This is a genomic window from Streptomyces sp. NPDC001373, from assembly GCF_042895815.1.
Taxonomy (GTDB): domain Bacteria; phylum Actinomycetota; class Actinomycetes; order Streptomycetales; family Streptomycetaceae; genus Streptomyces.
In genome coordinates this window covers 70,456-96,645 of sequence record NZ_JBIAWQ010000019.1, presented here as the reverse complement: position 1 = coordinate 96,645, position 26,190 = coordinate 70,456, and the positions used below count along the sequence as shown (strand labels likewise).

The following is a 26,190-nucleotide window of genomic DNA, read 5'->3' as shown; positions in this document are numbered from 1 at the left end:
CCTACCGGGTGCGGACCGCACTCCCCCGTACGACGCTGGAAGCAGGGGTGCTCTGCTTCGGCCGACCGGTGTCCGTCACGGAGCCGGCCCGGGCTTCCCGGTCGTTCACAGGCCCCGCGACCGGCCGACGGGGGACGGCCCGCCGACGGATCCCGGCCGCGTGACGGGAGGCCGCTCATGTTGTTCTCCGATCGAACCGCCGCCGGCAGGCTGCTGGCTGACGACGTCGCCCGGCTCGCCCTGACCCGGCCGGTGGTCCTCGGTCTGCCCCGCGGCGGGGTGCCCGTGGCCGCGGAGGTGGCACGGGTCCTGGGGGCGCCGTTGGACGTGATCGTGGTCCGCAAACTCGGTGTGCCCTTCCAGCCCGAGGTGGCCTTCGGCGCCATCGGGGAGGGCGGCGTACGGCTCGTCAACGATGCGACGGTCAGGGCGGCCCACCTCGGGGAACGCGACTGCGCCCAGGTCGAGGAGGCGGAGCGGGAGGAACTGCGGCGGCGGCTGGCACGCTACCGCCGGGGCCGGGAACGGACGGCGCTCACCGGACGCGTCGTGGTCATCGTGGACGACGGGGTCGCCACCGGATCGACCGCGTCCGTGGCCTGCGAGGTGGCACGCCGGCAGGGAGCGGCGCAGGTGGTCCTGGCCGTCCCGGTCGCGGCGCCACAGGCACTGCAGCGGCTGCGGCACGAGGCCGACGCCGTGGTGTGCCTGTGGGCGCCCCCGCACTTCTCTGCCGTGGGCCAGTGGTACGAGGACTTTTCGCAGGTCGGCGATGAGGAGGTCTCGGCACTGCTGGCCGCTGCGACGAGGGCCGGCACGCATCCGGTGAATCCGGCAGGGGCCACGAGCCCGGTGGAGATGGGCGACGTGGTGGTGGACGCCGGTGGAACGGCCCTGCCCGGGCTGTTGGCCGTGCCCGGTGATCCGGCGGGCGTCGTCGTCTTCGCGCACGGCAGCGGCAGCAGCCGCCTGAGCCCCCGCAACCGGCGGGTGGCCGAGGTGCTCAACGACGCGGGACTCGCGACGCTGCTCTTCGACCTCCTCACCCCGACCGAGGCACAGGACCGGACCAAGGTCTTCGACGTTCCCCTCCTCGCCCTCCGCCTGACGCAGGCCACCCGATGGCTCCGGCCGAGGCTTCCCCTGCACGTCTGCTACTTCGGTGCGAGCACGGGCGCCGCGGCGGCACTCGTGGCCGCGGCCGAACCGCGGTCGGACATCGCGGCGATCGTCTCCCGGGGCGGCCGTCCGGACCTGGCACTGACCCGGCTCGCGGCCGTGCGCGCTCCGACCCTGCTGATCGTCGGCGGAGCGGACCTGCAGGTCCTGGACCTGAACCGCCAGGCCGCCGCACACCTTCGGTGCGAGCACCAGGTCGCTGTGGTCACCGGGGCCACGCACCTCTTCGAGGAGCCCGGAGCGCTCGACGCAGTGGCCGACGCGGCATTGGACTGGTTCACCCGTCACCTCGCGCCTCTGAGCGCCACGACACGGTGGTCGGCCCACCGGCGCAGAGCGTGACGGCCGACCGAGCGTGACGGCCGACCGAGGTGGAACCGCCGCCCCCGGTTCCATGGGCCGGCCGCGCCCGGGTGCGTCTCAGCCCCGTGCTGCGACAATGCGGAGGGAAGCATGCATCGTGCAGTCCGGATCAGGCGGCGAACATGTCCGACGTACCAGGTGGCACCTCCGAGGCGCCGATCAGGCTGTTCCTCCTCGACGACCACGAGGTGGTCCGGCGGGGGCTGCGGGACCTCCTCGAAGCGGAGGCGGACATCACCGTCGTCGGCGAGGCGAACACCGCGGAGCAGGCACTGGCACGCGGGCCCGCGCTGCGCCCGGACGTCGCGGTCCTCGACGTGCGCCTGCCGGACGGCGACGGCATCACCGTGTGCCGGGAGCTGCGCTCGCGGATGCCGGACCTGGCGTGCCTGATGTTGACGTCGTTCGACGACGAGGAGGCCCTGCTGGACGCGATCATGGCGGGGGCGGCCGGGTACGTGCTCAAACAGATCAAGGGCGCCGACCTGGTGTCGGCGGTGCGTACCGTCTCCACCGGGCAGTCCATGCTCGACCCCGCGACCACGGCCCGCCTGATGCACTCACTGCGCGACCCGGAGGCCGCGCGGGGGCCCGAGGACACCCGGCTGGCCACGCTCTCCGAACGGGAACGGGCGGTCCTGGAACTGATCGGGGACGGCCTCACCAACCGTCAGATCGCCAAAGAGCTCTACCTGTCCGAGAAGACGGTCAAGAACCACATCTCCCGGCTTCTGGGCAAACTGGGGGTCGAACGCCGCGTGCAGGCAGCGGTGATCGCCGCGCAGGTCCACGAGCAGGAGCACGAGGGCGGCGCCCCGTCGTCCAAGCGCTGACCGGGCACACCGGTGAGGCGCCGCGTCGCAACCGTCTTTGCGCACGTGGACCGAGCGGCCCCCGCCCGGGACCGTTCGGCCCTCCCCCGACGCGCCGCCTCCGGCGGATGGTGGTTTCGCACCACCTCAGGCCTCGTGGTGGACGAGGAGCTGGCATGACCTACCCGATCATCACCAAAGAGCCCCGTCCGCGCGGCACCTGGCGGCTCCCGGACTACGAACAGGCCCGCGCGACCTTCACCTGGGGCGAGGCCCGGTCGTGGCTGAGCGGCCTGCCGGACGGCGGCGGCCTGAACATGGGATTCGAGGCGGTCGACCGGCACGTCGCGGCCGGTCACGGCGCGTGGGAGGCCTTGCGGTGCGTCGCCGCCGACGATTCCGTCACCCGCGTGAGCTATGCGGACCTCGCCGCCGACACCTCCCGGTTCGCCAACGTCCTCGCAGCCTCGGGGGTGGCCCCACAGGAGCGGGTGTTCACTCTGCTGGGCCGGCGCCGGGAGCTGTACACCGCTGCTCTGGGCACGCTGCGTGCCCGGCGCGTGCTGTGCCCGCTGTTCTCCGCCTTCGGCCCGGAGCCGGTGCGGCAGCGGCTCGCTCTGGGCGACGCCCGGGTCCTGGTGACAACGGAGGCCCTCTACCGGCGCAAGGTCGAGGCGATCCGGCACCTGCTTCCCGGCCTGGCCCACGTACTGCTGGTCGGTCCCGTCACCGACCCGCCCGCGGGCACCCTCGGACTGGAAGACCTCATGGCGCAGGCCTCCCCCGTGTTCACGGTGCCGCCGACCGACCCCGAGGACATGGCCCTGCTCCACTTCACGAGCGGAACGACCGGCACGCCCAAGGGCGCGGTGCACGTCCACGACGCGGTCGTGGCCCACCATGCCACGGCGTCCTTCGCCCTGGACCTCGGGCCGCGGGACGTGTACTGGTGCACGGCCGACCCCGGCTGGGTGACGGGCACCTCGTACGGGATCCTCGCCCCTCTCACGCACGGTGCCACCCTGGTGGTGGACGAGGGCGACTTCGACGTGCACCGCTGGTACCGGATCCTCGACACGCAGAACGTCGCGGTCTGGTACACCGCTCCCACAGCGATCCGGATGCTGATGCGGGCCACGCCGCGGGGCGGCGGAAGCCGTCTTCCCGGCCCGTACGACCTCTCCGCCCTCCGCTTCATCGCCAGCGTCGGCGAGCCGCTCAACCCCGAAGCCGTCGTATGGGGGCAGGAGGTCCTGGGCCTCCCCGTGCACGACAACTGGTGGCAGACGGAAACCGGCGCCATCATGATCGCCAACTACGCCTCCAGCGACATCCGCCCCGGCTCCATGGGGCGTCCCCTGCCCGGCGTGCACGCGGCGATCCTGGAACGCGGCCAGGACGGACGCGCAGCCGTCACCGACGGGCACGTACGACCCGTGAGCCGACCGGGTGTGGAGGGTGAACTGGCACTCCGGCCGGGCTGGCCCTCGATGTTCCGCGGCTACCTGGACGACCGCCCTCGCTACGAGGCCTGCTTCGCCGACGGCTGGTACCTCACCGGCGACCTGGCGAAGCGGGACGAGGAGGGCTGGTTCTGGTTCGTCGGCCGTGCCGACGACGTGATCAAATCATCCGGTCACCTCATAGGGCCGTTCGAGGTCGAAAGCGCCCTGATGGAGCATCCGGCCGTGGCGGAGGCGGGGGTGATCGGCCGCCCGGACCCGGTCGTGGGGGCCGTGGTCAAGGCATTCGTCTCCCTGCGGCCCGGCTACGAGGCCGCGGACGCGCTGAAGCGCGAACTGCTCGCGTTCGCCCGGCAGCGGCTCGGGCCGGCAGTGGCCCCGCGCGAGATCGACTTCGATCAGAACCTCCCGAAGACCCGCAGCGGCAAGGTGATGCGCCGCCTGCTGCGGGCCCGTGAACTCGGCCTGCCCGAGGGCGATCTGTCGACCCTGGAAAGTCCTGCCTGAGCAGCGCGTGAGGAAGGCCCTGCCATGAACGCCACCACCAGGAGAGCCCCCGGCCCGAAGCGCCCCGGCAGTCGTCGTCAGCCGCATGCGGCCCAGGACGGCGGACCCCGCCCCGAACGTGACCATCAGCTGGTGCTCCTGCGGCAGATGCTGTTGATCCGCAGGTTCGAGGAACGTTGCGTCGAGCTGTACAGCGCGGCGAAGATCCGCGGGTTCGTCCACCTGTACATCGGCGAAGAGGCGGTCGCCGTGGGTGTCGGCCAGGCCCTCCGCGAGGAGGACGCCGTCGTGTCCACCTACCGCGAGCACGGTCACGCGCTCGCACGCGGCGTGCCCGCCGAGGCCGTCATGGCGGAGATGTTCGGCAAGACCACGGGGTGCAGCCGGGGGCGCGGCGGGTCGATGCACTTGTTCGACGGCGGACGGCGGTTCTACGGCGGCAACGCCATCGTCGCCGGCGGACTGCCGCTGGCCGCCGGACTGGCCCTCGCGGACCGGATGCGCGGCACCGAACGGGTGACGTGCTGCTTCTTCGGCGACGGCGCCTACGCGGAGGGCGAGTTCCACGAGACGGCCAACCTTGCCGCCCTGTGGCAGCTGCCCCTCCTGCTGGTCTGTGAGAACAACCTGTACGCCATGGGGACCAGTCTGGCGCGGGAACACGCGCAGACGAACCTCGCGATGCGCGCCGCGTCGTACGGTATGCCCGCCTGGACCGTCGACGGCATGGACGTGCTGGCCGTCGAGGCCGCCGCACGGCGGGCGGCGGAGTCCGTCCGGGCGGGTGGAGGCCCGCACTTCCTCGAGGCGCGGACGTACCGCTTCCGCGCCCATTCCATGTACGACCCGGACCGGTACCGGAAGAAGGAGGAGATCGCGCAGTGGAAGACACGTGACCCCCTGGACGGCCTGGAGGCGATGATGCGTGACGCCGGGAACCTGGACGACGGGGCGATGAAGCGGCTCGAGGAGGACGTGGCCGCGCAGATCGACGCATCCGTACGCGCCGCGGAGGCCGCCCCGTGTGAACCCGTCACCGACCTGCTGCGGTTCGTGACGAGCCCCCCCGGGAGGGCGGCGTGAGCGCGCACGGGTCCGCCGAGGGTGCCGGGACCGCACGTACGACGTACCGCGAAGCCCTGCGAGAGGGGCTGCGCGAGGCGCTGCGCGGCGACGACCGGGTCTTCCTCATGGGCGAGGACGTAGGCAGGTACGGCGGGTGCTTCGGGGTGAGCCTGGGGTTGCTGGAGGAGTTCGGGCCCGACCGGATCCGCGACACCCCGCTGTCGGAATCCGCTTTCGTGGGAGCCGGAATCGGTGCCGCGCTGGGCGGGCTGCGTCCTGTCGTCGAGATCATGACCGTGAACTTCAGCCTGCTGGCCCTCGACCAGATCATGAACAACGCGGCCACCCTGCTGCACATGTCCGGCGGGCAGCTGAACGTACCCATCGTGATCCGTATGACGACGGGGGCGGGCCGGCAGCTCGCCGCCCAGCATTCCCACAGCCTGGAGAGCTGGTACGCCCATATCCCGGGCATCCGGGTGATCACCCCCGCCACCGTGGACGACGCCCGTCACATGCTGGCCGCGGCCCTCGACGACCCCGACCCCGTCGTGCTCTTCGAGCACGGGAGCCTCTACAACGACGAGGGTGTGCTGGACACCACGATCGACTCCGTCGGCCTGGACTCGGCCGCGGTCCGTCGGCCCGGCACGGACGTCTCCGTGATCACGTACGGTGGCTCCCTGCCCAAGGCACTGGCCGCGGCGGAGGAGCTCGCCGGGGAGGGCATCGGCGCGGAAGTGGTCGACCTGCGGTCCCTGCGGCCCCTGGACGACGCCACGGTGATGGAGTCCGTCGCGCGCACCCACCGCGCCGTCATCGTCGACGAGGGCTGGCGCAGCGGCAGTGTCTCGGGGGAGATCGCGGCCCGCATAGCAGAGCAGTCCTTCTACGATCTCGACGCGCCCGTCCAGCGGGTGTGCAGCCAGGAGGTGCCGATGCCCTACGCGCGACAGCTGGAGGAGGCCGCCCTGCCCCAGGCCGCTTCCGTCGTGGCGGCGGTCCGCCAGGTGGTGGCCTGACATGGGCGAGTTCACCATGCCGTCCCTCGGAGCCGACATGGACGAGGGCACCCTCGTCGAGTGGCTGGTCGCCGCAGGAACCGAGGTCGCGCGGGGTGACGTCGTGGCCGTCGTGGAAACCGCCAAGTCGACGATCGAGGTCGAGTGCTTCGAGTCCGGCACGGTCACCGCACTTCTGGTCGAGCCGGGCGCGACGGTGCCCGTGGGAACCCCCCTGGCCGTCATCAGCCCCGAAGCCTCCGGGCCCCCTGCCGTGGCGCCCCGGCCGGTCCTCGCCGGGTCCGCCCTGGCCACCCCCCTCGTGCGGCACCAGGCGGCCGAGGAGGGAGTGGACCTCCAGGCGGTGGACGGCAGCGGCAGGGGCGGCCGGATCACCCGCGCGGACGTGTCCCGGGCCGCGCACCCGGCGCCCGCGCGGATCGCGGCGTCACCGCTCGCCCGGCGCCTCGCCGAGTCCCTGGGCGTCGACCTCGCCGCCGTCAAGGGCACGGGCAGCCGCGGCGCGATCAAGGCCGACGACGTCCGCGCCGCCGCCGGAGGCGTGGGCACGGAGCCGGCTCCCGCACTCCCGGCCGAACGGGCCGTGCCGGCCGTGCCGCCGGCCATGTCCGCCGGGGCCCGCGCAGCACCGTCCGGCGGTGACCGGCTCGCCATCGCCCGGCTGATGACCCGCGCCAAGCGGGAGATCCCGCACTACTACCTGTCCACGGTCATCGACCTCGCCGCCGCTCTGGAATGGATGCGCACCGAGAACGGCACGCGGCCGGTCGCCGACCGCCTGGTCCCGGCCGCGCTGCTCCTCAAAGGCGTCGCGCTGGCCGCTCGTGAGGTGCCGGAACTGAACGGCCACTGGAGCGACGACGGGTTCGTGCCCGCGACCGGTGTCCGCCTCGGCACGGCCGTGTCGCTGCGCGGGGGCGGACTGGTGGCGCCCGCCCTGGCGGACGCCGACCGGTTGCCCCTCCCGGAGCTGATGGCCACCCTGAAGGACCTCGTCGCCCGGGCCAGGCACGGCAGGCTCCGCGCCTCGGAGACGGCGGACCCGACGCTCACCGTGACCAACCTGGGTGATCAGGGCGCCCAGACGGTCTTCGGCGTGATCTACCCGCCGCAGGTCGCGATGGTCGGCCTCGGCCGGGTGACCGACCGCCCCGTCGCGGTCGACGGCATGCTCGCCGTCCACCCGACCGTCACGGCCACCCTGTCCGCCGACCACCGGGCCAGCGACGGTGCGACCGGCTCCCGCTTCCTCACCGCGCTCGACCGCCTGCTCCAGCACCCGGAGGACCTGTGACCCGAGACGAAGCCCTCGAGACGATCAAAGCCGTGATCGAGGAGGTCGTACCCGGCGCCGACCTCGCCGGGGTGTCCCCCCACGAGAACTTCCGCGAGCACCTGGAGATGGACTCGCTGGATTTCCTCAACTTCGTCGAGGTGCTCAGCGCACGGACGGGGCTCGCCCTGCCGGAACAGGACTATCCGTCGCTCACCACCCTCGAGGGCTGCGCGGACTACGTGGCCACCCGCAGCCGGGGCACGAAGGAGGACCCGCCCCGCACAGCGTGAGAACCCGGACCACGCAGCCCCCGCCCGGGACCCGGTCGGCCCTACTCCTCACCGGGCGCGGACAGCGAGTCTGGAAGGGCTCGGAACCAGGGGCTGGAGGAAACATGCACCACCTGCGCACCGTCAACGACGTCATGACACACGCCGTCGTCTCGGTCGGCCAAGCGGCACCGGTCCACGACATCGTCGAGGCCATGCGGCGGTGGGGCTTCAGCTCCCTGCCCGTCCTGTCGGCCGAGGACAGGGTCATCGGCGTGGTCTCCGAAGCCGATCTCCTGGCCAAGGCGGAGGGCACCGACGCGTCCCACACCGTGACCGCCGGGCAGCTGATGACCGTTCCGCCCGTGACCGTGCCCCCGCACGCCACGATCGCCGCTGCCGCCCGCCTCATGGCGGAAGGACACTTCAAGCGGCTGCCGGTGGTCGACGACGACGGCAGGCTCGTGGGCGTCGTCAGCCGCGGCGACCTCCTGAAGATCTACCTCCGCCCCGACGCGGACATCGCCGAGGAACTGCGGGACCTGCTCACCTCTCGGCTGATCGCCTCCGGAACGGCCAGCGTGCACGCACACGTCGACCACGGAGTCGTCCGGATGGAGGGCGAGGTGGCCGATCCGGCACTGGCCGACGTACTCGTGCGCGTCGCACGCGCCGTTCCCGGCGTCGTGGACGTCACGTCCACGCTCCACTCGCGGGTGCCGGCCTGACCCGGGACCACGGTGAACACAACGGATCCGGCTGGAAGGAACGGGACGATGAAAGTGTCCGCGTCCATGTCCGCGCCCGCGGTGTCCGTCACCACCGCGACGACCATCGGAGAGGCCGCCCGGCAGATGGACGTCCACGGCGTCGGCTGCCTGGTCGTGACGGAAGGCGGAGCCCTGCGCGGTGTCGTCACCGACCGTGACATCGCCGTCCGTGCGGTGGCGACAGCACTCGACTGCGACGTTCCGGTGCGGGAGGTCATGACCACTCCGGCCGCCACCGTCGACGTGGGCGACGACATCCACGCCGCGTACGCGATGTTCCGCACCAGGGGAGTCCGGCGCCTTCCCGTCCTCGACGGACAGCGCGTCGTGGGCATGCTGACGGTCGACGACATGCTGATGGACGTCTTCCGGAGGGTGGCGGACCTGCTCGGTCCGGTCGCCTGGAGCGTCCTGGAGGAGCCGCCCGGTCCCCGGGACGAGATCGGCCCGCGCGCACCCACCCCGGACAGCCCTCGCGCTCCCTGAGACCGCGGGTCGCGGTGGTGGGGAGCGCGTTTCGGTGGCGCGGCCGCTCAGGCGGCCGCGGCCAGTTCGCTGCTGATGTGGTGGGCCCAGGTCTGGATCCGCTCCGAGTTGCGGAAGTCGCCGCCCTTGCCGTGCCGGACCACTGCCTTGGCGATGATTCCCGGTGTGTGTTCGGTGATGCTGCCACCGAAGGTGACGTGCTCCCGGGCACCGAGCCGTTCCATCTGCCTGGCCACAGCCGGGACCGGCGGGATCTCGTGCTGTTCGGCGGAACTGTCGACCGGGCCACTGCTGAACAGGAAGACCGGCCGGTGCCGGAGGTACTGCTCGTTGCGTTCCGCGCAGTGCAGGGCCTTGCCGCTCCAGCGGCCGGCGTACAGGGCCCCGCCCAGGACGACCGCGTCGAAGCCCCGGACGTCGTCCACGTCGTCCGCCGGGAGCACCACGGCGTCGAGGCCGTCCTCGCGGAGGGCCTGTCCGATCTCCGAGGCGATCCCGGCGGTCGCGCCGTGTCGGCTGCCGTAGGCGACCAGCACCCTCTTGGCGCTCATGCCTGCTCTCCTGCCTCCGGGGCCTGGGGACGCCGGACGGGAATGCTGCGGCGGCCCGCGGGAGGTTCGGCCTCCATCGGGACGCGGACCGTGAGGATCCCGTCCTCATAGGCGGCCTCGACCCCGTCGGTCGGGATCTGTCCGGGCAGCCGGACGCTGCGCAGGAAGGATCCGTAGCGGAACTCCGAATGGTCCTTGTCCTCCGTGCTCTCGGTGTGTTCGGCGCTGACCGTGAGGGTGTCGCCGTCGACGGTGATCTCGATGTCCTTCTCGGGGTCCAGCCCGGGCATCTCGGCGCGGAGCGTGTACGTGCCGTTGGAGTTGGTCACCTCGATCGGGATCGGGTGGACGTCGAGGGCCGGCCGCCACACGGGGAGGCGCGGGAAGTCGGCTCCGAGCCAGTCGGTGAGGTCGGGGAAGAGGCCGCGCCTCCGCTCCATCTGTGTGCCTGCCATGGGGTGCTCCCGGGTCTCCGGCGCCGCACGGCGGCGCCTTCGTACGGTTTCTGTCACCACGATCGGCCTGTCGGCTCACGGTCCGCTTGGGCCTGTCGGGGCAGCGCCGGGACCATTCGGCCCCGGGTCGCGAAGCGAGGCATCCGCCAGGCGGCGCACGGCTGCTCCTGCAGGGCCACCCGGTCCCCAACGGTCCCCTGGTGGCCCCGTCCAGGGGCCTGTCGAGCGGTGGATGCTGGAACCATGTCCGAGGTGACCACAACAGATCTGTACGAGGTCACGATGGCGATGTCGTACCTCCGAGAAGGCATGTGCGCCGACGCGACCTTCAGTCTCTTCGTCAGGGACCTGCCACCAGGGCGGGGCTTCCTGGTCGCTGCCGGCCTGGAGCCGGCCCTCGACTACCTGGCCCGGTTCGAGGTGACGGCGGACGACGGCCGGGTGTTCGCCGAGGCACTGCACCGGCCGGCGGCGGATCTGGCGCAGCTGGTCGGTCTGCGGTTCGAGGGTGAGGTCCGTGCGGTCCCCGAGGGGCGGCTGGTCCTCGCCGGTGAGCCGCTGCTGGAAGTCACCGCGCCACTCGCCCAGGCCCAGCTCGTCGAGACGTTTCTGCTCAGCCAGCTCTGTCACCAGACGGCCGTCGCCTCCAAGGCGGCCCGGTGTGTCCTGGCCGCCCGCGGCCGGCCGGTGATCGACTTCTCGCTGCGCCGCGGCCACGGGCCCCAGGCGGGTTTCCAGACCGCCCGCCTCGGGGGGATCGTCGGGTTCGCCGGAACCAGCAACGTCGATGCGGCGGTGCGGCTCGGCCTGACCGCCTCGGGCACCATGGCGCACTCGTACATCGAGTCCTTCCCCTCCGAGGAGCACGCGTTCCGGGCCTTCGCGCGCGCCCATCCCGGGCCGGTCACCTTCCTCGTCGACACCTACGACACCGACCGCGGTGTGTCGACCGCCGCCCGCGTCCTGGCCGAGCTGCGGCGGGGCCCGGGCTGCGCGATCCGCCTCGACAGCGGCGACCTCGGAGAGCTGGCTCACCGCTCCCGTGGTCAGCTGGACGCGGCAGGCCTGCCCGACGTGCGGATCATCGCCAGCGGTGGCCTGGACGAGTACGCGATCGACGACCTCGTGCGTTCCGGGGCTCCGATCGACGTCTTCGCCGTCGGGACCCGCGTGGGTGTTGCCGACGACGCACCGTTTCTGGACGCCGCGTACAAACTGGTGGCCTACGACGGGCGGCCGGTGATGAAGCTGTCCTCGGCGAAGGCCACCGCCCCCGCGGCCAAGCAGGTGTACCGCCGGGCCGGGCCGGCCGACGTGATCTCCCTGCGTGACGAAGCACCTCCGCCGTGCTCGGAGCCGCTGCTGGAGACGGTGATGCGCAACGGCCGCAGAACCGGTCCACCCGACTCGCTCGCCTCCGCGCACTCCCGGTTCGAGGCCGACCTCGACGCCATGCCGCGCGAAGCCAGGCGTATCCGCGGCTCCCGGCCCCCCGCCCCGACCGTTTCGGAGCGGCTGTCCCGTCTCACGGAGGAAGTGCGAGAACGCCTGCTCAAGGAGATCGGGAACCCGGGTGCCACCCGCTTCACGGACGGTACTCCACCCGGCGGCCGGTGAGCCGGTGCGGAGTGAGCTTCATCCAGTGGGTGCGCTCTCCGCCCGCCCAGGGCGTGGCGTGGACGGCCTCGGCCAGGCTTTCCAGCACGTCGGGACGGGAGGCTGCCTCGAGCACTCCCACGGCCAGCACGCTCCACCCCCTCGCCGCCACCTCGTCGATATGCTCCGCCTCGAAAGCGGCCTCGGTGCTCGCGGCCCGTGCCAGCACGGTGTCGGCCCCGGTCCGGAAGGCGATCCCGTCATCGACGACCAGGTAGTTCACCGGGTGGACGGCCGGGCCGTCCGCGGCGAAGACGGCGACCCGGCCGATGCCGCGGACGCCGAGCAGCCGTCGGCACTCCTCCTCGCCCAGAACGACAGGCCGGGCTTCGGTGCAAAGCGTCCTGGCCGGTCGCCCGGCATCGTGATCGGTGCGGGTGCCGGCCAGGGCGCCGACGGTGGTACCGAGCACCTGGGCGATGCGGACGAGCGTTCCGACCGTCGGGAGGGCGACGTGGTCCTCCAGGGAGGCGATGTAGCGCGCGTCGGCCCCGCAGCGCTCCCCCAGTTCCTCGCGACTCATTCCGGCTGCGGTTCTGCAGGCGGCAAGCCGCCGCCCCAGGTCGGTGGTCATGGTGTGAACCCTCCTCGAGCCGCTGGACCGCCGTGCGCGTGCCGCGGTCCACGGGACGCGCCCTGCCTGTTCCCGGTACAGCCAGGCTGGGCCGCGGCCGGGCCCCTCCGCATGGGCCGGTCGGTCCCCTCTCCCGGTCGGGGCCGTCCCCCGCGGTGCTCTTCCGGGTGCCGGAACACGGCCCACCGCCGCGTGGAGCTCCGCCTGGACGTGAAGCACACTGGTGGAGCGGACGCGACGGCCGTGTGCGGGCCGTCCGCTTTCCGGGTTCCCCCGGCATGGGCCGTTCGGGCCCGGGAGGGGGCCGCAGGGCCCGCGCCGGGAGGCGAGGGCAGACGAAGACTGGAGAGGGACTCGCGTCAGGAGGCCGTCAATGAGCACCCCGTCACCCACCCGAATCGCCACGGCACTGCCGGCCGACTGTCGCACGCGCCTGATGGAGATGGCCCGAGAGGTGAACTTCGCCGAGGGGACCCGTCTCTTCCGCGAGGGCGGCCACGCCGACAGGTTCTGGATCGTCCGGTCCGGCACCGTGACGTTGGACGTCCATGTTCCCGGCCGGCGCGCAGCGGTCGTCGAGAGTCTGGGAACCGGCCAGCTCGTCGGCTGCTCGTGGCTGTTCAAGCCCTACACCTGGCACCTGGGCGCCGAAGCGACGACCCCTGTCCGCGCGTACGAGTTCGATGCCGAGCACGTACGGATGCTGATGGACGCCGATCCCGTGTTCGGCTCCGCCGTCGGCCACTGGGTCGCCCAGGTCCTCGCCCACCGCCTGCAGGCGACCAGGGTCCGCCTGCTCGACCTGTACGCCCCTTACGGAAGCGGCAGCTCCCTGTGACCACCGTCCGACCGGGGACCGTGAACGGCTCGCCGAGGAGGCCGTGGCCTACTCGGCCGAGGGCTGCTTAGCTGCCGTTTCGTGCAGATGCCGGACGTGGGCGTCCGGGCCCGGGAAGAAGACGGTCGTACGGCCGGTGTCGGACCAGCGCACGTCGAAGGGCGGGGTGCCGTCGTCGTGGTGCAGGGCTACGACCTCTCCGTCCCGGCCAGGCCGGCCGACGGTGGGCCCGCCCACGACGATCTGGTCGCCTACCTCGGCATGGATCCCAGATCCGTGTTCCCGTGCATAGGCGTTCATGACCTCGCCTTTCTGTGGAATGCGCCCCGCAGGAGCCGGGCGGCCACGAATGCGGAGAGCGCGGCAGCGAAGGCCAGCCATATGCCGGTCCAGCCGACGGGCTCGGTGTCCAGGAGCGACCGCAGTGAGGGGACGTACAGGGCGGCCGCCCCGAGGACGGCGGATGCGGCCGCGGAGGCGGGCAGGAAGAGGTTCTCCGTGGTCATCAGACGGGCCCTCAACCCCAGGGCGACGCCCAGCTGGGCTGCGAGCAGGGCCAGGAAGAGCACGCTCTGCCACGGCAGGCCGGCGGTGCGGGCGGCCGCACCGGCCAGCAGGCTGACGGCCGTCACGGCGGACGCCAGAACCAGGAGGCGCTGCCAGACACCCGCGGCGAGGATGTGCTGGCCGGCGGGCCGAGGCGGGCGCCGCATGGCCTGCGGCGCGACGGGCTCCGCGCCCATGGCCACGCCCGTGAGGCCGTGGGTGAGGAGGTTGATCCACAGGATCTGCGCCGCGCGCAGCGGCAGGGCCAGGCCCAGGAAGGGACCGATCAGCATCACGAGGATCTCCGCGGCTCCGCCGGCCATGGCGTAGACGAGGAATCGCCGGATGTTGTCGTACACCCGGCGGCCCTCTTCGACGGCCGTGACCACGGTGGCGAGCTCGTCGTCCGTGAGGACCAGGTCTGCGGCCTGGCGGGCCACTTCCGTGCCCCGGGCACCCATGGCGACACCGATGTCGGCCTGGCGGAGGGCGGGGCCGTCGTTGACTCCGTCGCCGGTCATGGCGGTGACGGCGCCGTGGGCCCGCCAGGCGCGGACGATGTCCAGCTTCTGCTGCGGGTCCGTGCGGGCGAAGACCCTGATGCCGGTCAGGTCCGTGTCCGGCGCGGCGGCCAGCTCGGGGCCGGTGAGGACGTCCCCAGGTTCCCCGTCCTGGACGAGGCCGGTGCGTTCGGCGATCGCGCGCGCCGTCGCGGGGTGGTCGCCGGTGATCAGGACGGAGGTGATGCCCGCATCCCGGCAGGCGGTCAGGGTCGCGGCGGCAGCGGCTTTCGGCGGATCGCTGATGGCGATCAGCCCGAGCAGACGCAGTCCCTGTTCTGCCTCGACGGCCGGCCGGTCCCACAGGAGCCGCTCCGTGCCCGCGACCGCCAGCACGCGGAACCCGTGGGCGGCCAGGATGGCGGTCTCGTCGCGGGCCCGGTCCAGCAGCTCGGGCGGGTCGGCGAGCACGCGGGGGGTGAGGACGGCCTCGGGAGCCCCTTTGAGGCAGACCAGCACGTTGCCGTCGGGCAGGTGGTGCAGTGTGCTCATCCGCTTGCGCAGGCTGTCGAAGGGCGCTTCCGCGATCCTCGGACAGGCCTGGCGGAGCTCGGCCGGGCCGGGGCAGCCTGCTTTGGCAGCTGCTGACAGCAGGGCGGCCTCCATGGGGTCGCCGACGGCGCTCCAGGCGTCCGATCCGGGTCCGGGAGGCTTGAGGCCCGCGTCGTTGCACAGGGCCGCCGTGGTGAGCAGCTCCCGCAGCGGGCGGAGCTCTTCGGGCGTCAGCGCGCGCCCCGCGCGTGTCAGCTCCCCGTGCGGTGCGTATCCGGTGCCCGACACATCGGCGCCGCCCGAGGGCGTCCACAGGTGCTGGACGACCATACGGCCCTCGGTGAGGGTGCCCGTCTTGTCGGTGGCCAGCACACTCACCGACCCGAGGGTCTCGACGGCCGGCAGGCGGCGGACGAGAGCGCCGCGCGCCGCCATCCGGCGGGCTCCGAGGGCGAGGGCGAGGGTGACCACGGCCGGCAGGGACTCGGGGACCGCGGCGACGGCCAGGCTGATGGCGGTGACGGCCATCGTGTCCGGGGCCAGGTCCCGTAGCAGGCCGAGGGCGAAGACCAGCACGCACAGGGCGAGGGTGACCAGGGCGAGGACGCGTCCCAGGGAGGCGAGCCGGCGCTGGAGCGGGGTCGGCTCGTGGCCGCCGTCCAAGAGGGCGGCGATGCGTCCGAGGGCGCTCGCCGGGCCGGTGGCCGTGGCGGTGGCGGTGCCGCGACCGCGTACGACGACGGTTCCGGCGGACACCGTCCCGCCCGCGGCCTTGTCGACCGGTTCCGACTCGCCGGTGAGCATCGACTCGTCCATCAGGAGCGCGGACGCCTCGGTGAGACCGGCGTCCGCGGCGACGATGTCTCCCTCTCCCAGCAGCAGGGCGTCCCCCGGGACCACCAGCGCGGCGGCCACCTCGTGCGGGGCTCCGTCGCGCAGCACCCTGGCGTGGGGGGCCGAGAGGGCGGAGAGCGCGGCGACGGCGCGGTCGGCCCGGACCTCCTGGGCGACCCCCACGGTGGTGTTGACGACGATCACCAGTCCTATGACGACGGCGTCCGGGTGGTCACCGATGGCGATGGTGAGCACGGCGGCACCGAGCAGCACCATGATCAACGGGTCTCGGAGCTGGGCGAGCACCCGCTGGTACAGGGGCGTCGGCGGGGGCGGTGCCACCTCGTTGCGGCCGTAGCGGACCAGTCGGCGCTCGGCCTCGGCCTGTGCCAGCCCCGAGGGGTCCGGAGCCTGCGGGGCTCGGACGGGCTGTGCGTCGATCGCGCGGTGGGTCACGTCGGCCTCATCGCTCCGGGACGGTGATCACCGGGCAGTGGGCGCGGTGCAGCAGGCCGTGCACCGTGGATCCGAGACGCATGCCGGTGTATCCGCCCCGGCCTCGACGGCCCACGACGACGGCCAGGGCGTGCTCGGCCGCCCGGGCCAGTTCCTCCACCGGGTGGCCGATCGGCAGTTCGTGGGTGAGGCGCACGTCCGGGTACTTCTCGGGCAGGCCCGCGGTGGCCTCGGACAGCAGGGCCCTCTGCGCCTGCAGGGCGACTTCCTCGTCGTGGAGCAGGAAGACCGGCGACTGCCACACGGAGATGGCCCGGACGGCGGCACCGTGCAGATCGGCCGCGTCGAAGGCGAACCGGAGCGCCTTGGCCGAGGCGGCGCTGCCGTCGATGCCGACGACGACGTACGGCGGTTCCTGGGTGGTGTGCGGGGCATCGCCCACGACGACGACCGGGCACGGGGCCTGCGCGGCCACGGGGACGACGAGCGATCCCGCACTGAGCGTTTCCGCGACGCGGCCCAGGTGCCGTGAGCCGAGCACGACCATGCGGGAGCGTCCCGCCGATCCCACGATGACCGCGGAGGGGACACCTTCGCGCAGACTGGTTTCCACAGCCGACTCGGGATGGCGTTCGCGGACCCAGTCGCGGGCCTGATCGAGCCTCTCGGCGCCTGCCCGTCGCAGATCCGTCCGCCCCGGGCTGTCGTCGGCGTGGTGGGTGTCGTGCCGGGGCGGCACGACGAGCACCAGACGGACCGGAAGGTGGCGCAGGTGGGCTTCGTCGGCGGCCCAGGCCAACGGCAGGCGCCACTCCCGTTCGGGGTCGATGCCCACGAGGACGTCGCGGGCGGCTTCCCACTGGCCGGTCACGACCCGCTCCCGAAGTCGGCCCCCGCTCGGGGGAGGAGGAGGACCGGGCAGTGGGCGTGGTGCAGCACGCGGTGCGGGACGCGGCCCAGGCTGCGGCCGAGTCCGAGCGGGGTGAGTGCCCTGCGCCCGCCCATGACGAGCAGGTCGGCGCGGCGGGACGCCTCGACGAGAACGCCCGCCACGGAGCGGCTCTTCTCCGCGTCGCTCTCGACCGGCAGCTCGGGGAACTCGGCGTGGACCTTGTCCGTGACGGCCTCCAGAACCGCCGCGTGCTCACCGGCGATCGCGCCGACGTCGTCGAGCGTGCTCACCACCCTGCCGACGGACTGGAGGATGTTCCACACGTGCAGCAGCCGCAGCGACGCCTTGCTCAGCTCGGCCTCCCGCGCGGCGTACCGGGCACATACGAGATCGTGCTCGTCACGGACGGCGGCGAGGACGGTGCCCCGCCCACCTGTCTCGTCGAGGCCGCGGACCACGACGACCGGAGTCCTCGCACCGGCTGCCGTATCGAGGCCCACGGAGCCCAGCATGAGCGAGTCGAAGCCGCCCAGGCCCCGGTTGCCCACCACGATGGTGCCGTGCAGGCCGGCGGCCCGGTGCAGGCTGGTGACGGCATCCACGCGGCTGAACTCGGTGGTCATCAGCAGACCGGGGTACTCGGCCGCGACGGCCTTCGCCGTCTCGTCCAGGAGCGTGCGGCCGGCCGCACGGACTTCTTCGACACCCCCCGCGGACAGGTACAGGGTCCTGCTGTCGGTGTCGGAACCGTGGACGATGTGCAGGGGGCGGCTGCGGCGTACGGCCTCCCCGCCGGCCCAGAGGGCAGCACGGCGGGCCGGCTCCGAGCCGTCCACACCGACGACGACCGAGCTGGTGTCCGGGGTACGGATGGTGCTTTCCACGGTTCCTCCCGACAGAGAGGCCGATGGGGGACACCACCCACGCTGACACCGGCGGTGCGGCGGGAAGAGGGCCGCACGGGACCGCTGCCAGGACCAAAGGTCCCCATCGTGGCGGCCCGCCTCCGTCCGTCCGCGGCCGGGTGGCCCTTCCGGTCCCTGGAAGGGGCTGTTCGGCCCTCGATTCCCTCCCTCTCCCCGGCGGAGGGTGAGCAGACACGGACGCACGGCTTCGGCCTCCCACGGACCGGAAGCGCAGGAAGGCGACGCCGGGCCACCGCATGAAGGAGCTGGTCGTCGTGAAGCACCATGTAGCGGTCGGAGTCGACGGCTCCGACGAGAGCCGGGCGGCCGCCCATTGGGCAGCGCGGGAGGCCGTCCTGCGGCAGGTGCCCCTGCGGCTCGTCCACGCCGTCGACTGGCCCCTGGACCCGGTCCTCCCCGGCCTGGGCAGGCAGGACGCGGACCGGTGGGCGGACCAGGCCCTGACCGAGACGGCGCAGGAGCTGCGTCGGCGCCATCCGCGCCTGGAGATCACGAGCCGCTGTCCGAAGGGGCGCCCGGCGGCGGCCCTCGCCGCCGAGGCAGCCGACGCTTCACTGCTGGTCCTGGGCTCGCGCGGCCTGGGCGGCCTGGTCGGGTTCCTCATCGGCTCGGTGGCGCTGTCCACCGTGATCGCCACCGACACCCCCGTCGTCCTCGTCCGGGCCGCCGACGACCCGGACGGCACCGGCCCCGGAGCCGGTGCGGCCGCCGAGGTGGTCGTCGGGGTCGACATCCACGAGGCCGGCGACCGGATGCTCGCCTTCGCCTTCGAAGAGGCGGAACGACGCGCATGCCCGCTGCGGGCCGTGCACGGATGGAAGATGCCCCCCGCCTACACGTATATCCCCTTCTTCGACCCGGACAACGAGCGCGACATCGCCCGAAGCGTCACCCACATGGTCGACGACATGCTGCTGCCCTGGCGGCACAAGTTCCCGGACGTGGACGCCACCACCAGCGTGTTCATGGGATCCGCCGGTGAGCAGCTGGTCCAGTGCTCCCGAGGAGCGGAACTGGTCGTGGTCGGTCGCCGCCTCCGGCGCTCCCCGCTCGGCGCACACCTGGGGCCCGTCGCCCACGCGGTACTGCACCATGCGGCAGCACCCGTGGCCGTCGTCGCCCACGCCTGAGGGACCCGTACCTTCCGCCGGCCCGCCCACAGCAGAGGAATGGCCATGAAACACCTGTGCACCGTCGACGACGTCATGACCGATGCCGTGATCTCCGTCGACCACGACACCGCGTTCAAGGACATCGTGGAAGCGATGCGGATGTGGAACGTCAGCGCCCTCCCGGTCCTGTCCGGGGAGGGAAAGGTGACCGGCGTCGTCTCGGAAGCCGACCTGCTGCTCAACGGAACGGACACCGGCCCTGACCGCGCGACCACCGCGGAGCGGCTGATGACGCGCCCGGCCGTGACGGTGACGAGAGACGCCACGATCCCGGCCGCGGCACGCCTGATGGCGCGCTGCCACCTCAAGCGCCTGCCCGTGGTCGACGGCGACGGCCACCTGATCGGCGTCGTCAGCCGCGGCGACCTGCTGAAGGTGTACCTCCGGTCCGACGCCGACATCGGAACCGAGATCCGTGAGCTGATCACGGGCCTGCTCAGCCCCCGCGGCCCCGCCGAGATCCACGTCCACGTCGCGAGCGGTGTCGCCTATCTGTACGGCTCCCTGCCCGATCCGACGCTGGAAGACGTGGTGGTCCGCGCCGCCGGCACCGTGCCGGGAGTCGTGGACGTCAAAGCCGAGTTCACGGTCACCGTACCCGTCTGACACCCGGGGACCCGGTGGGCGGCAGGACCTGGGAGCAGCGGGTATCCCGTCCGAGGAGGAAGACCATGTCGAACAAGATCATCGCAGGCCTGGACGGATCGGGCGCAGACACCGCTTCGGCCGACTGGGCGGCCGAGGAGGCCGAACTGCGCGGTGCCGGGCTCGAGCTCCTCCACGTGGAGGACTGGCCGGAGTACGCGCCCTTCGCCCTACCGCTGCCCGAGGCCCGTAGGCAGTGGACCGACGACCTCCTGGCCGCCACCCGCAAACGACTGGAACACGCACACCCCGCCCTGGCCATTCGCACGCGGCGGATCGACGGGCGCCCGGTGGCCGACGGCCTCGCGGCCGCCGCCGCGGACGCGGACCTCCTCGTTCTCGGCTCACGCAGACTCGGCGCCGTCGCCGGGTTCCTCGTCGGCTCCACCGGCTCCGACACCCTTCCCAGAACCGAGACACCCGTCGTCCTCGTCCGCGCAGCCCCGGAGACCGGCGACACGGCCGGGCGGAAGGCCGACGGCGGGCCGGTGGTGCTCGCAGTGGACCTCCACAGCAACTGCGATCGGCTGTTCGCCTTCGCCTGCGAGGAAGCCCACCGGCGGTCCTGCCCGCTCGTCGTCGTCCACGGCTGGTCACCGCCGCCCATGCTCGCCTACGCTCCCATAGTCGACCCTGGAGTCGAGCAGGAGATCGCCGATGGGCTGGAGGCCACGCTCCGGGAACTGCTGAGTCCCTGGCAGTCGAAGTACCCACGGCTCGCCATCGACTCACGCTCCGTCATCGGACAGCCGGCGGTACAGATCCTGGAGGCGGCGACCGGCGCGGCACTCGTCGTCGTCGGCCGGCGCATCCGCCGCGCGGCGCTCGGCTCCCACATCGGCCCCATCACCCACGCCGTGATGCACCATGCCCCCTCACCGGTGGCCGTCGTCGCACACGACTGAGCCTCCACCACCACGAAACCGCAGGTCCCATGGCTCCGGTGACCGCTGCTGATCCGACTGCCGCCGAGGGCGCCGTGCACCGGCCTCCTCGCCTCGGTGTCCTCCCCGCCGGCCGCCGCCGGAGGTCCTGGGTCATGGGTCATGGGTCACGGGGCGAGGTCCCGGCGGTGGAGCAGCAGGTGGGCCAGCACGAGGCCCAGCAGCCCGGCTCCCGCCAGGATCCCGCACTGGGGCCAGAGGACACCGCCTTCGGCCAGGGCGTCGCCCGGGACGTAGTAGTGGAAGGGGCTGAGGAACCTCAGCGGTGCGGCCGGCGCCCAGGCCAGAGCGATGAAGTTGGCGGCGAAGCCCACTGCTCCGATCGCGATGACCGCACCGATCACCTGGGCCCGCCTGCGGCCCGCCGCCGACACGGCCATGGCCGGGCCGATCATGCACCACGCGAAGGCGATGCCCATGACCCCGGCGGCGAAGACCCCGCCCAGGGGCACGACACGGTGGATACCCGGTGACAACGCCACTCCCACGGCGACCGTGAGTGTCGCGGCGGCGTTCAGGGCCACCACCACGGCGAGCAGCGCGGCGGTCCTCTCGGCCAGCAGCCGGGTGCGGCTGACGGGGCGGACCATCACCAGCTCCACCGTCCCCGATTCCACGTCCGCCGCCACGGCGGCCGCCGCAAGCGAACCGATCGCCGTGAGCTGCATGGCGATCCAGAACGGGTGGGTGAGGCCGGCGCCCAGCAGCCCGGGGTAGCTGGCGATGGACACACTCCCGCTGGAGCCGCTGAACGCCTGGTAGGCGGACGGCGGGCCCTTCCCACCGGCGGAGAAGAGTTCCTCCGGAGCGAGCGCATCGGCCACCACCACGATGAGCGCCTCGAAGGCCGCCATCCCCAGCAGCAGGGCCCCGAGCATCCGGCGCCGCCGGTAGAGGGCGAGCCAGAACAACGGCCACCGGCTCCTCACGCCTGCGCCTCCTTGCCACCGCCGCGGTAGAGGTCCAGGAACGCCTCGTCGAGACCCGCCTCCTCGACGGTGACGTCGACGACCGTCGGCCCCAGCAGCCCGCGCAGCGCCTGCACCACCTCGCTCGGCGGTACGAGCAACTCGACCCGGTTCCCGTGCCAGCGCGGGGTCCACCGCTCCGCGGCGCCGAGTGGACGGGGTCCCGAACCTTCCTCGAAGGCCAGCCGGATCCTCCTGGCCCGTGCCTCGCGCAGGCCCGCCACGCTCTCGACCGTCACCAGCCGCCCGTCGCGCACGATCGCCACTCGCCCGCAGGTGCGCTGTACCTCCGGCAGTACGTGACTGGACAACAGGACGGTCCGCCCGGCCGCCGCCATGTCGAGCAGCAGTGCGTAGAAGGTCTCCTGCACCAAGGGGTCGAGCCCCTCGGTCGGTTCGTCGAGCACCACCAGCTTCGGGTCGTGCTGCAATGCCTGCACCAGCCCCAGTTTCTGTTTCATGCCCCGGGAGTAGCCGCCCACGGGGCGCGCGAGCACCGCCTGCGTCAGACCCAGCCGGTCGCACAGGTCACCACGGCGGGGCGCCAGCGCGCCCTGCAGGGCGGACAGCAGGTCGAGGGTCTGCGCCCCTGTCAGCTCCGGGTAGAACCGGAGCTCGCCGGGGAGGTAGCCGAGGTACGGTGCCACTCGGCCGTGGTCGCCGATCGGATCCAGTCCCAGGACCTTCACCCGGCCCTCACTCGGCCGGAGCAGTCCCACCAGGCAACGCAGGGTGGTCGTCTTTCCCGCGCCGTTCGGCCCGAGGAAGCCGAACACCTCCCCGGTCCTCACGGTCAGGCTCAACCGGTCGACCCCTACCACGGTGCCGTACGTCTTGGTCAGACCGCTCAGTTCTATCGCCGGCTCGTCACCCATGGCGTCATTCCGACGGGGTGGCCCACGGTGTGCTCCTTCCCCGGGGGCGGGCTCCGGCGCCCTCCATGTCGCCGAAGGCGAGGCGCTTCAGCTGCGCGCCGAGGTCTTCCATGGCCCGGGCCGCCGCGAGCTCGTCACCGATCTCCGGCACGTCCGCGTCGGTGGGGTTGCAGCGTGCGGTTCCGTGGCCGGTGAGCTGCGTGGTGCCGGTGTCCAGTTCGACGCGGACGTTGGTCGTCCCGTCTTCTTCGAACAAGTAGATGCGGGTCTTCCATTCAGCGATGTGCGACATGGTGTTCCTCCGGTGGTGTCAGGGGTGGTGGCGCCGTCGGCGGGCCCAGCGGCGTGCTTCGTCGGTTCCCCAGACCAGCGGCGGGAAGGCGGCGATGAGTAGGACGACGTCCAGAGGGAGGGCCGCGGTACCGAAGAGGTGCTGGAGCGGGGGCGCGTAGACGAGTGCCGCGGTGAAGGCGAGTTCGAAGGCGATGCCGGCGAGCAGCAGGGGGTTGGTGAGAAAGCCGATGTCGCGCAGGGCTGCGTGGTCGGTGCGTGCGGCGATGGCGGTGCCGACCTGGCAGGTGACGATCCCGGCGAAGGAGGCGGTGGTGGCGGTGAGGTAGGCGTGGTGGAGCGGGGTGCCGGGGCCGGTGGGGTCGCCGGGCTGCCATCCGGCGCGCCGCAGGACGTAGAAGAAGGCGGTCATGACCAGGGCCGCGGAGACGGTGCCCAGCCAGCCCCAGCTGCGGACGAGCATGTCCTTGTTGATCACGCCCTGGGTGACGGGCCGGGGAGGCTTGGCCATGATGCCCGGTTCCGCGGGCTCACGGCCGAGAGCGAGGGCGGGGAGGGTCTCGGTGCCGAGGTCGATGGCGAGGATCTGAAGCACGGTCAGGGGCAGCGGCACCGCGCCCGCGGAGAGCGCGAACACGAGGAAGGGAACCACCTCGGGGGTGAGGTGGGCGAAGATGTAGACGATGAACTTCCGGACGTTGTCGTAGACCCGGCGCCCGGATTCGACCGCGGTGACGATGGTGGCGAAGTTGTCGTCGGTGAGGACCATGGTGGAGGCCTCGCGGGCCACGTCCGTGCCCGACTTCCCCATGGCCACGCCGATGTGGGCGCGGTGCAGGGCAGGGGCGTCGTTCACCCCGTCGCCCGTCATGGCCACGATCCGCCCGTGTGCCCGCAGGGCGTCGGCCACTTTCAGCTTGGTCTCGGGCGAGGAGCGCGCGAAGACGATCTCGGTGTCGCCCTGCTGGAGGAGGTGGTCGAGGTCGTGGTCCGCGACGGCCTCGGACTGGGCGATCACCGTCAGTCCGGGCACGCCGATTCCCACGGACCGGGCCACCGCGGCGGCCGTGGCGCCGTTGTCGCCGGTGACGACGTGCACGGTGAGGCCCGCCTCGTGGCAGCGGTCGACCGCGGCCGCGACCTCGGGACGCGGCGGGTCGTAGAGACCGACCAGCCCGAGCAGGTGCAGGTCCCGTTCGGCCTGCTGACGCCGCGCCGGGGGCTCGGCACCGGCGGGCAGGTCGCGCGCGGCGACGGCCAGCACCCGCATGCCGTCCGTCGCCAGCGCGTCGGCCGCCGCCTGGGCCTCGCGGGTGGGCTCCCCGTCCGTCAGCAGGGACAGGACGGCCTCCGGTGCTCCCTTGGCGATCACGCGAAGGCGGCCGTCGTCCGTCAGCTGGACCACCGACATCAGGCGCAGGCGGGGGTCGAAGCGGAAGCAGGCCCGGCGGTCGGCGTCGCGGTCCGCCGGGTCGACGGGCAGGGCCCGCTCCGCGGCTCCCTCGGCCAGGGCTATCTCGGTCGGATCTCCGTGCAGCCGGCCGTCGGTCTCACGGGTGACGGTGGTGCACAGGGCTGCCGCGCGGATCAGATCGGCGCTCCCGGGCCCGGTCTCCGTGTGGTTCCCGGGCGTCCAGAAGCCGTGCAGGCGCATCTCGTTCCTGGTGAGGGTGCCGGTCTTGTCGGTGCAGATGACGTTGGTGGATCCCAGGGTCTCCACGGCGCTCAGCCGTTTGACGACCGCGCCCTGCCGGGCGAGCACGCGGACGCCCACGGCCAGGGCCAGGGTGATCGTGGGGAGCAGCCCTTCGGGAACGTTGGCGACGAGCAGGCCGATCGCGAACATCAGCGAATCGGTCACCGGCAGGCCCACCGCCACACCGGTCACGAGGAACACCGCCCCCATGGCGACGGCGACGACCGCGATCAGCCAGGCGACCCTCTTGACCTGTCTCTCCAGCGGGCTGGGCTCACGGCGGGTCCGCTGGCTGAGGGCCGCGATCCGGCCCAGCTCCGTGTGGTCGCCGGTGGCGAAGACGATGGCCTGCGCCTGCCCTTCCGTGGCGCTGGTGCCGCTGAACACCAGGTTCGGCTCCTGGAGCACGGGCACCGCCTGCAGACCGGGGCCGGCCAGGCGCTCGACCGGCGAGGACTCTCCCGTGAGCATGGACAGGTCGGCCTCGATGCCCCCCTTGGTCAGACGGGCGTCCGCGGGGATCCGGTCGCCCTCCTCCAGCACGACGAGGTCGCCGGGGACCAGATCACGGGCGGGGACGTGCTGCGGCTGCCCGTCACGGATCACCCGGGCCCGCGCGGGAAGGTAGTGGGCCAGGGTTTCCACGGCCTTCTCGGCCTGCTGCTCCTGGACGAGGGCGAAGCCGGCGTTGACCAGGACGACCGCGACGATCGCCCAGCCGAGCACGGCGATGGCCGCGATGAAGGCGAGGGCCGCCGCCGCCCACAGGAGCAGGGCCAGGGGGTGGACCAGCTGCCGCAGGAGCTCCCGCAGGATGCTCGGCCGGGCCGCACGACGGACCTCGTTGGGCCCGTAGACCGCCAGACGCCGTTCCGCCTCACGGCTCGACAGGCCCAGCGGCCCGGTGTGCAGTTCGCGGCGGAGCAGCGGGAGGGGCTCGAGCGGATCCGGGGTGACGTCCGGCCTGAGGTCCGGGTCCACGGTGATGTCAGCCATCGTCGGCTTCCCGACCGGGCCGCAGGCGCCCGGACCACAGGGGCTCGACGCCCTCCCACTCGGCCTCCCAGGCACGGGAGCTGCGTGCGTCGACGAGCCGGAGTCCGAAGCGGACGAGAACACCTGAGACGAGCAGGATCCCGGTGAACACTCCCATTCCGAGGCCGGACGCGTCCATCCCTACTTCGACCGCGCCGGGTGGCGCGGTCGCCGCGTTGCCCGCGTCGTCGACCCAGACGCGGACCGTGTCCCCCTCACGCGTGCCCACGGGGACGGGAAGGGCGCCCGTGTGCCCGCGATCCACGGGATAGTGCCACGTGACGGGGGCAACGGTGACGGGCGCCCCGCTCGGCCCGTCCCCGGCCCGGTAGGTGGTGCGGCCGACCGTGACGGCCTGGACCTCATGCCGATGCCGGGCGAGCGACTCGGCGGCGCGGCTGCCGTCCGTCCAGGCGGCACGTCCCACGGCGACACCGCAGAGGACGGCGACGAGGCAGGCCACGGCGAAGACGGCGTGCAGACAGGTGCGGGTGCGGTCCGCCTTCCGCCGCAGCGGATTGCTCCCCGGCCCCGACCTCCGGTCGTCCATGGCGCGCCTCCGCACTGCGTAC

26 protein-coding genes are annotated in these 26,190 nt (G+C 72.6%); 14 read left to right on the top strand and 12 right to left on the bottom strand.

Annotated features, from left to right (window positions below; all coding sequences use genetic code 11):
- Nucleotides 1-177 precede the first annotated feature (177 nt).
- The 9 genes from ACFY15_RS30555 (at nucleotide 178) to ACFY15_RS30515 (ending at nucleotide 9,212) form a co-directional block, all read left to right on the top strand.
- Entirely contained in the window at nucleotides 178-1,521 is a 1,344-nt protein-coding gene (locus ACFY15_RS30555) for a phosphoribosyltransferase family protein (RefSeq protein ID WP_390690095.1), read from the top strand.
- Nucleotides 1,522-1,664: 143 nt separating this feature from the next.
- The gene (locus tag ACFY15_RS30550) at nucleotides 1,665-2,375 is read left to right on the top strand and encodes a response regulator (protein WP_390690094.1); all 711 of its coding nucleotides are present in this window, start codon (nucleotides 1,665-1,667) and stop codon (nucleotides 2,373-2,375) included.
- A gap of 155 nt (nucleotides 2,376-2,530) precedes the next feature.
- Nucleotides 2,531-4,324, top strand: a complete 1,794-nt coding sequence (acsA, locus tag ACFY15_RS30545; protein ID WP_390690093.1) for an acetate--CoA ligase — start codon at nucleotides 2,531-2,533, stop codon at nucleotides 4,322-4,324.
- A gap of 24 nt (nucleotides 4,325-4,348) precedes the next feature.
- Nucleotides 4,349-5,407 carry a pyruvate dehydrogenase (acetyl-transferring) E1 component subunit alpha gene (gene pdhA, locus ACFY15_RS30540; protein ID WP_390690092.1) on the top strand — a complete coding sequence of 353 codons (1,059 nt, stop codon included), beginning with the start codon at nucleotides 4,349-4,351 and terminating at the stop codon, nucleotides 5,405-5,407.
- Nucleotides 5,404-6,411 (top strand): alpha-ketoacid dehydrogenase subunit beta, encoded by a 1,008-nt coding sequence (locus ACFY15_RS30535; protein ID WP_390690091.1) that lies wholly within the window; start codon nucleotides 5,404-5,406, stop codon nucleotides 6,409-6,411. The genes pdhA and ACFY15_RS30535 overlap by 4 nt, the downstream gene beginning before the upstream one ends.
- Nucleotide 6,412: 1 nt before the next feature.
- Nucleotides 6,413-7,705 (top strand): dihydrolipoamide acetyltransferase family protein, encoded by a 1,293-nt coding sequence (locus ACFY15_RS30530; protein WP_390826437.1) that lies wholly within the window; start codon nucleotides 6,413-6,415, stop codon nucleotides 7,703-7,705.
- Nucleotides 7,702-7,977 (top strand): acyl carrier protein, encoded by a 276-nt coding sequence (locus tag ACFY15_RS30525; RefSeq protein ID WP_390690089.1) that lies wholly within the window; start codon nucleotides 7,702-7,704, stop codon nucleotides 7,975-7,977. Before ACFY15_RS30530 ends, ACFY15_RS30525 begins: the two co-directional genes overlap by 4 nt.
- 104 nt (nucleotides 7,978-8,081) lie before the next feature.
- Nucleotides 8,082-8,684, top strand: a complete 603-nt coding sequence (locus ACFY15_RS30520) for a CBS domain-containing protein (protein WP_390690088.1) — start codon at nucleotides 8,082-8,084, stop codon at nucleotides 8,682-8,684.
- Nucleotides 8,685-8,732: 48 nt separating this feature from the next.
- Nucleotides 8,733-9,212, top strand: coding sequence for a CBS domain-containing protein (locus tag ACFY15_RS30515; protein ID WP_390826436.1), 480 nt, complete (start codon nucleotides 8,733-8,735; stop codon nucleotides 9,210-9,212).
- 47 nt (nucleotides 9,213-9,259) lie between these two features.
- On the opposite strand, the gene ACFY15_RS30510 is transcribed toward ACFY15_RS30515, so the two are convergent.
- The gene (locus ACFY15_RS30510) at nucleotides 9,260-9,763 is read right to left on the bottom strand and encodes a flavodoxin domain-containing protein (RefSeq protein WP_390690086.1); all 504 of its coding nucleotides are present in this window, start codon (nucleotides 9,761-9,763) and stop codon (nucleotides 9,260-9,262) included.
- Complete coding sequence (locus tag ACFY15_RS30505; RefSeq protein ID WP_390690085.1) at nucleotides 9,760-10,218, bottom strand: Hsp20/alpha crystallin family protein; 459 nt, start codon at nucleotides 10,216-10,218, stop codon at nucleotides 9,760-9,762. The genes ACFY15_RS30510 and ACFY15_RS30505 overlap by 4 nt, the downstream gene beginning before the upstream one ends.
- A gap of 243 nt (nucleotides 10,219-10,461) precedes the next feature.
- Between ACFY15_RS30505 and ACFY15_RS30500 the strand changes: the two genes are divergently transcribed.
- Nucleotides 10,462-11,835: a nicotinate phosphoribosyltransferase gene (locus ACFY15_RS30500; RefSeq protein WP_390690084.1), complete on the top strand. Its 1,374-nt coding sequence runs from the start codon at nucleotides 10,462-10,464 to the stop codon at nucleotides 11,833-11,835.
- On the opposite strand, the gene ACFY15_RS30495 is transcribed toward ACFY15_RS30500, so the two are convergent.
- Nucleotides 11,804-12,448: a helix-turn-helix domain-containing protein gene (locus ACFY15_RS30495; protein ID WP_390690083.1), complete on the bottom strand. Its 645-nt coding sequence runs from the start codon at nucleotides 12,446-12,448 to the stop codon at nucleotides 11,804-11,806. The two genes, ACFY15_RS30500 and ACFY15_RS30495, sit on opposite strands and share 32 nt — an antisense overlap.
- A gap of 373 nt (nucleotides 12,449-12,821) precedes the next feature.
- On the opposite strand from ACFY15_RS30495, the gene ACFY15_RS30490 reads away from it, so the two are divergent.
- Nucleotides 12,822-13,286: a Crp/Fnr family transcriptional regulator gene (locus ACFY15_RS30490; protein WP_390690082.1), complete on the top strand. Its 465-nt coding sequence runs from the start codon at nucleotides 12,822-12,824 to the stop codon at nucleotides 13,284-13,286.
- A 48-nt stretch (nucleotides 13,287-13,334) separates the two neighbouring features.
- Here the strand turns inward: ACFY15_RS30490 and ACFY15_RS30485 are convergent, their stop codons facing one another.
- From ACFY15_RS30485 to ACFY15_RS30470, 4 genes are read right to left on the bottom strand one after another with little or no spacing between them, the layout of a single operon-like run.
- Nucleotides 13,335-13,586, bottom strand: a complete 252-nt coding sequence (locus ACFY15_RS30485; RefSeq protein ID WP_390690081.1) for a DUF1918 domain-containing protein — start codon at nucleotides 13,584-13,586, stop codon at nucleotides 13,335-13,337.
- On the bottom strand, nucleotides 13,583-16,174 hold the full coding sequence (locus ACFY15_RS30480; protein ID WP_390690080.1) for a cation-translocating P-type ATPase: 2,592 nt from the start codon (nucleotides 16,172-16,174) through the stop codon (nucleotides 13,583-13,585). Before ACFY15_RS30480 ends, ACFY15_RS30485 begins: the two co-directional genes overlap by 4 nt.
- A 7-nt stretch (nucleotides 16,175-16,181) precedes the next feature.
- The gene (locus tag ACFY15_RS30475) at nucleotides 16,182-17,045 is read right to left on the bottom strand and encodes a universal stress protein (RefSeq protein ID WP_390690079.1); all 864 of its coding nucleotides are present in this window, start codon (nucleotides 17,043-17,045) and stop codon (nucleotides 16,182-16,184) included.
- Nucleotides 17,042-17,950 (bottom strand): universal stress protein, encoded by a 909-nt coding sequence (locus ACFY15_RS30470; RefSeq protein WP_390690078.1) that lies wholly within the window; start codon nucleotides 17,948-17,950, stop codon nucleotides 17,042-17,044. The genes ACFY15_RS30475 and ACFY15_RS30470 overlap by 4 nt, the downstream gene beginning before the upstream one ends.
- Before the next feature lie 296 nt (nucleotides 17,951-18,246).
- On the opposite strand from ACFY15_RS30470, the gene ACFY15_RS30465 reads away from it, so the two are divergent.
- The 3 genes from ACFY15_RS30465 (at nucleotide 18,247) to ACFY15_RS30455 (ending at nucleotide 20,714) form a co-directional block, all read left to right on the top strand.
- Nucleotides 18,247-19,122, top strand: a complete 876-nt coding sequence (locus ACFY15_RS30465) for a universal stress protein (RefSeq protein ID WP_390690077.1) — start codon at nucleotides 18,247-18,249, stop codon at nucleotides 19,120-19,122.
- Nucleotides 19,123-19,167: 45 nt separating this feature from the next.
- Entirely contained in the window at nucleotides 19,168-19,770 is a 603-nt protein-coding gene (locus tag ACFY15_RS30460) for a CBS domain-containing protein (protein ID WP_390690076.1), read from the top strand.
- Between the two features lie 65 nt (nucleotides 19,771-19,835).
- Nucleotides 19,836-20,714 carry a universal stress protein gene (locus ACFY15_RS30455; protein WP_390690075.1) on the top strand — a complete coding sequence of 293 codons (879 nt, stop codon included), beginning with the start codon at nucleotides 19,836-19,838 and terminating at the stop codon, nucleotides 20,712-20,714.
- Nucleotides 20,715-20,860: 146 nt separating this feature from the next.
- On the opposite strand, the gene ACFY15_RS30450 is transcribed toward ACFY15_RS30455, so the two are convergent.
- The 5 genes from ACFY15_RS30450 to ACFY15_RS30430 are packed head-to-tail and all read right to left on the bottom strand — an operon-like array spanning nucleotide 20,861 to nucleotide 26,168.
- Entirely contained in the window at nucleotides 20,861-21,682 is an 822-nt protein-coding gene (locus ACFY15_RS30450; protein WP_390690074.1) for an ABC transporter permease subunit, read from the bottom strand.
- Nucleotides 21,679-22,596 (bottom strand): ABC transporter ATP-binding protein, encoded by a 918-nt coding sequence (locus ACFY15_RS30445; RefSeq protein ID WP_390826435.1) that lies wholly within the window; start codon nucleotides 22,594-22,596, stop codon nucleotides 21,679-21,681. Before ACFY15_RS30445 ends, ACFY15_RS30450 begins: the two co-directional genes overlap by 4 nt.
- 4 nt (nucleotides 22,597-22,600) lie before the next feature.
- Nucleotides 22,601-22,888: a DUF1876 domain-containing protein gene (locus ACFY15_RS30440; protein ID WP_390690072.1), complete on the bottom strand. Its 288-nt coding sequence runs from the start codon at nucleotides 22,886-22,888 to the stop codon at nucleotides 22,601-22,603.
- A gap of 18 nt (nucleotides 22,889-22,906) precedes the next feature.
- Nucleotides 22,907-25,579 carry a cation-translocating P-type ATPase gene (locus tag ACFY15_RS30435; protein WP_390690071.1) on the bottom strand — a complete coding sequence of 891 codons (2,673 nt, stop codon included), beginning with the start codon at nucleotides 25,577-25,579 and terminating at the stop codon, nucleotides 22,907-22,909.
- Nucleotides 25,572-26,168, bottom strand: coding sequence for a hypothetical protein (locus ACFY15_RS30430; protein WP_390690070.1), 597 nt, complete (start codon nucleotides 26,166-26,168; stop codon nucleotides 25,572-25,574). Before ACFY15_RS30430 ends, ACFY15_RS30435 begins: the two co-directional genes overlap by 8 nt.
- Between the last annotated feature and the right edge of the window lie 22 nt (nucleotides 26,169-26,190).

Coding starts and splice junctions, on each gene's coding strand:
- ACFY15_RS30555 (WP_390690095.1), top strand. CDS start 178: ATGTTGTTCTCCGATCGAACCGCCGCCGGCAGGCTGCTGGCTGACGAC.
- ACFY15_RS30550 (WP_390690094.1), top strand. CDS start 1,665: ATGTCCGACGTACCAGGTGGCACCTCCGAGGCGCCGATCAGGCTGTTC.
- acsA (WP_390690093.1), top strand. CDS start 2,531: ATGACCTACCCGATCATCACCAAAGAGCCCCGTCCGCGCGGCACCTGG.
- pdhA (WP_390690092.1), top strand. CDS start 4,349: ATGAACGCCACCACCAGGAGAGCCCCCGGCCCGAAGCGCCCCGGCAGT.
- ACFY15_RS30530 (WP_390826437.1), top strand. CDS start 6,413: ATGGGCGAGTTCACCATGCCGTCCCTCGGAGCCGACATGGACGAGGGC.
- ACFY15_RS30520 (WP_390690088.1), top strand. CDS start 8,082: ATGCACCACCTGCGCACCGTCAACGACGTCATGACACACGCCGTCGTC.
- ACFY15_RS30515 (WP_390826436.1), top strand. CDS start 8,733: ATGAAAGTGTCCGCGTCCATGTCCGCGCCCGCGGTGTCCGTCACCACC.
- ACFY15_RS30510 (WP_390690086.1), bottom strand. CDS start 9,763: ATGAGCGCCAAGAGGGTGCTGGTCGCCTACGGCAGCCGACACGGCGCG.
- ACFY15_RS30505 (WP_390690085.1), bottom strand. CDS start 10,218: ATGGCAGGCACACAGATGGAGCGGAGGCGCGGCCTCTTCCCCGACCTC.
- ACFY15_RS30500 (WP_390690084.1), top strand. CDS start 10,462: ATGTCCGAGGTGACCACAACAGATCTGTACGAGGTCACGATGGCGATG.
- ACFY15_RS30495 (WP_390690083.1), bottom strand. CDS start 12,448: ATGACCACCGACCTGGGGCGGCGGCTTGCCGCCTGCAGAACCGCAGCC.
- ACFY15_RS30490 (WP_390690082.1), top strand. CDS start 12,822: ATGAGCACCCCGTCACCCACCCGAATCGCCACGGCACTGCCGGCCGAC.
- ACFY15_RS30485 (WP_390690081.1), bottom strand. CDS start 13,586: ATGAACGCCTATGCACGGGAACACGGATCTGGGATCCATGCCGAGGTA.
- ACFY15_RS30460 (WP_390690076.1), top strand. CDS start 19,168: ATGAAACACCTGTGCACCGTCGACGACGTCATGACCGATGCCGTGATC.
- ACFY15_RS30455 (WP_390690075.1), top strand. CDS start 19,836: ATGTCGAACAAGATCATCGCAGGCCTGGACGGATCGGGCGCAGACACC.
- ACFY15_RS30445 (WP_390826435.1), bottom strand. CDS start 22,596: ATGGGTGACGAGCCGGCGATAGAACTGAGCGGTCTGACCAAGACGTAC.
- ACFY15_RS30440 (WP_390690072.1), bottom strand. CDS start 22,888: ATGTCGCACATCGCTGAATGGAAGACCCGCATCTACTTGTTCGAAGAA.
- ACFY15_RS30435 (WP_390690071.1), bottom strand. CDS start 25,579: ATGGCTGACATCACCGTGGACCCGGACCTCAGGCCGGACGTCACCCCG.
- ACFY15_RS30430 (WP_390690070.1), bottom strand. CDS start 26,168: ATGGACGACCGGAGGTCGGGGCCGGGGAGCAATCCGCTGCGGCGGAAG.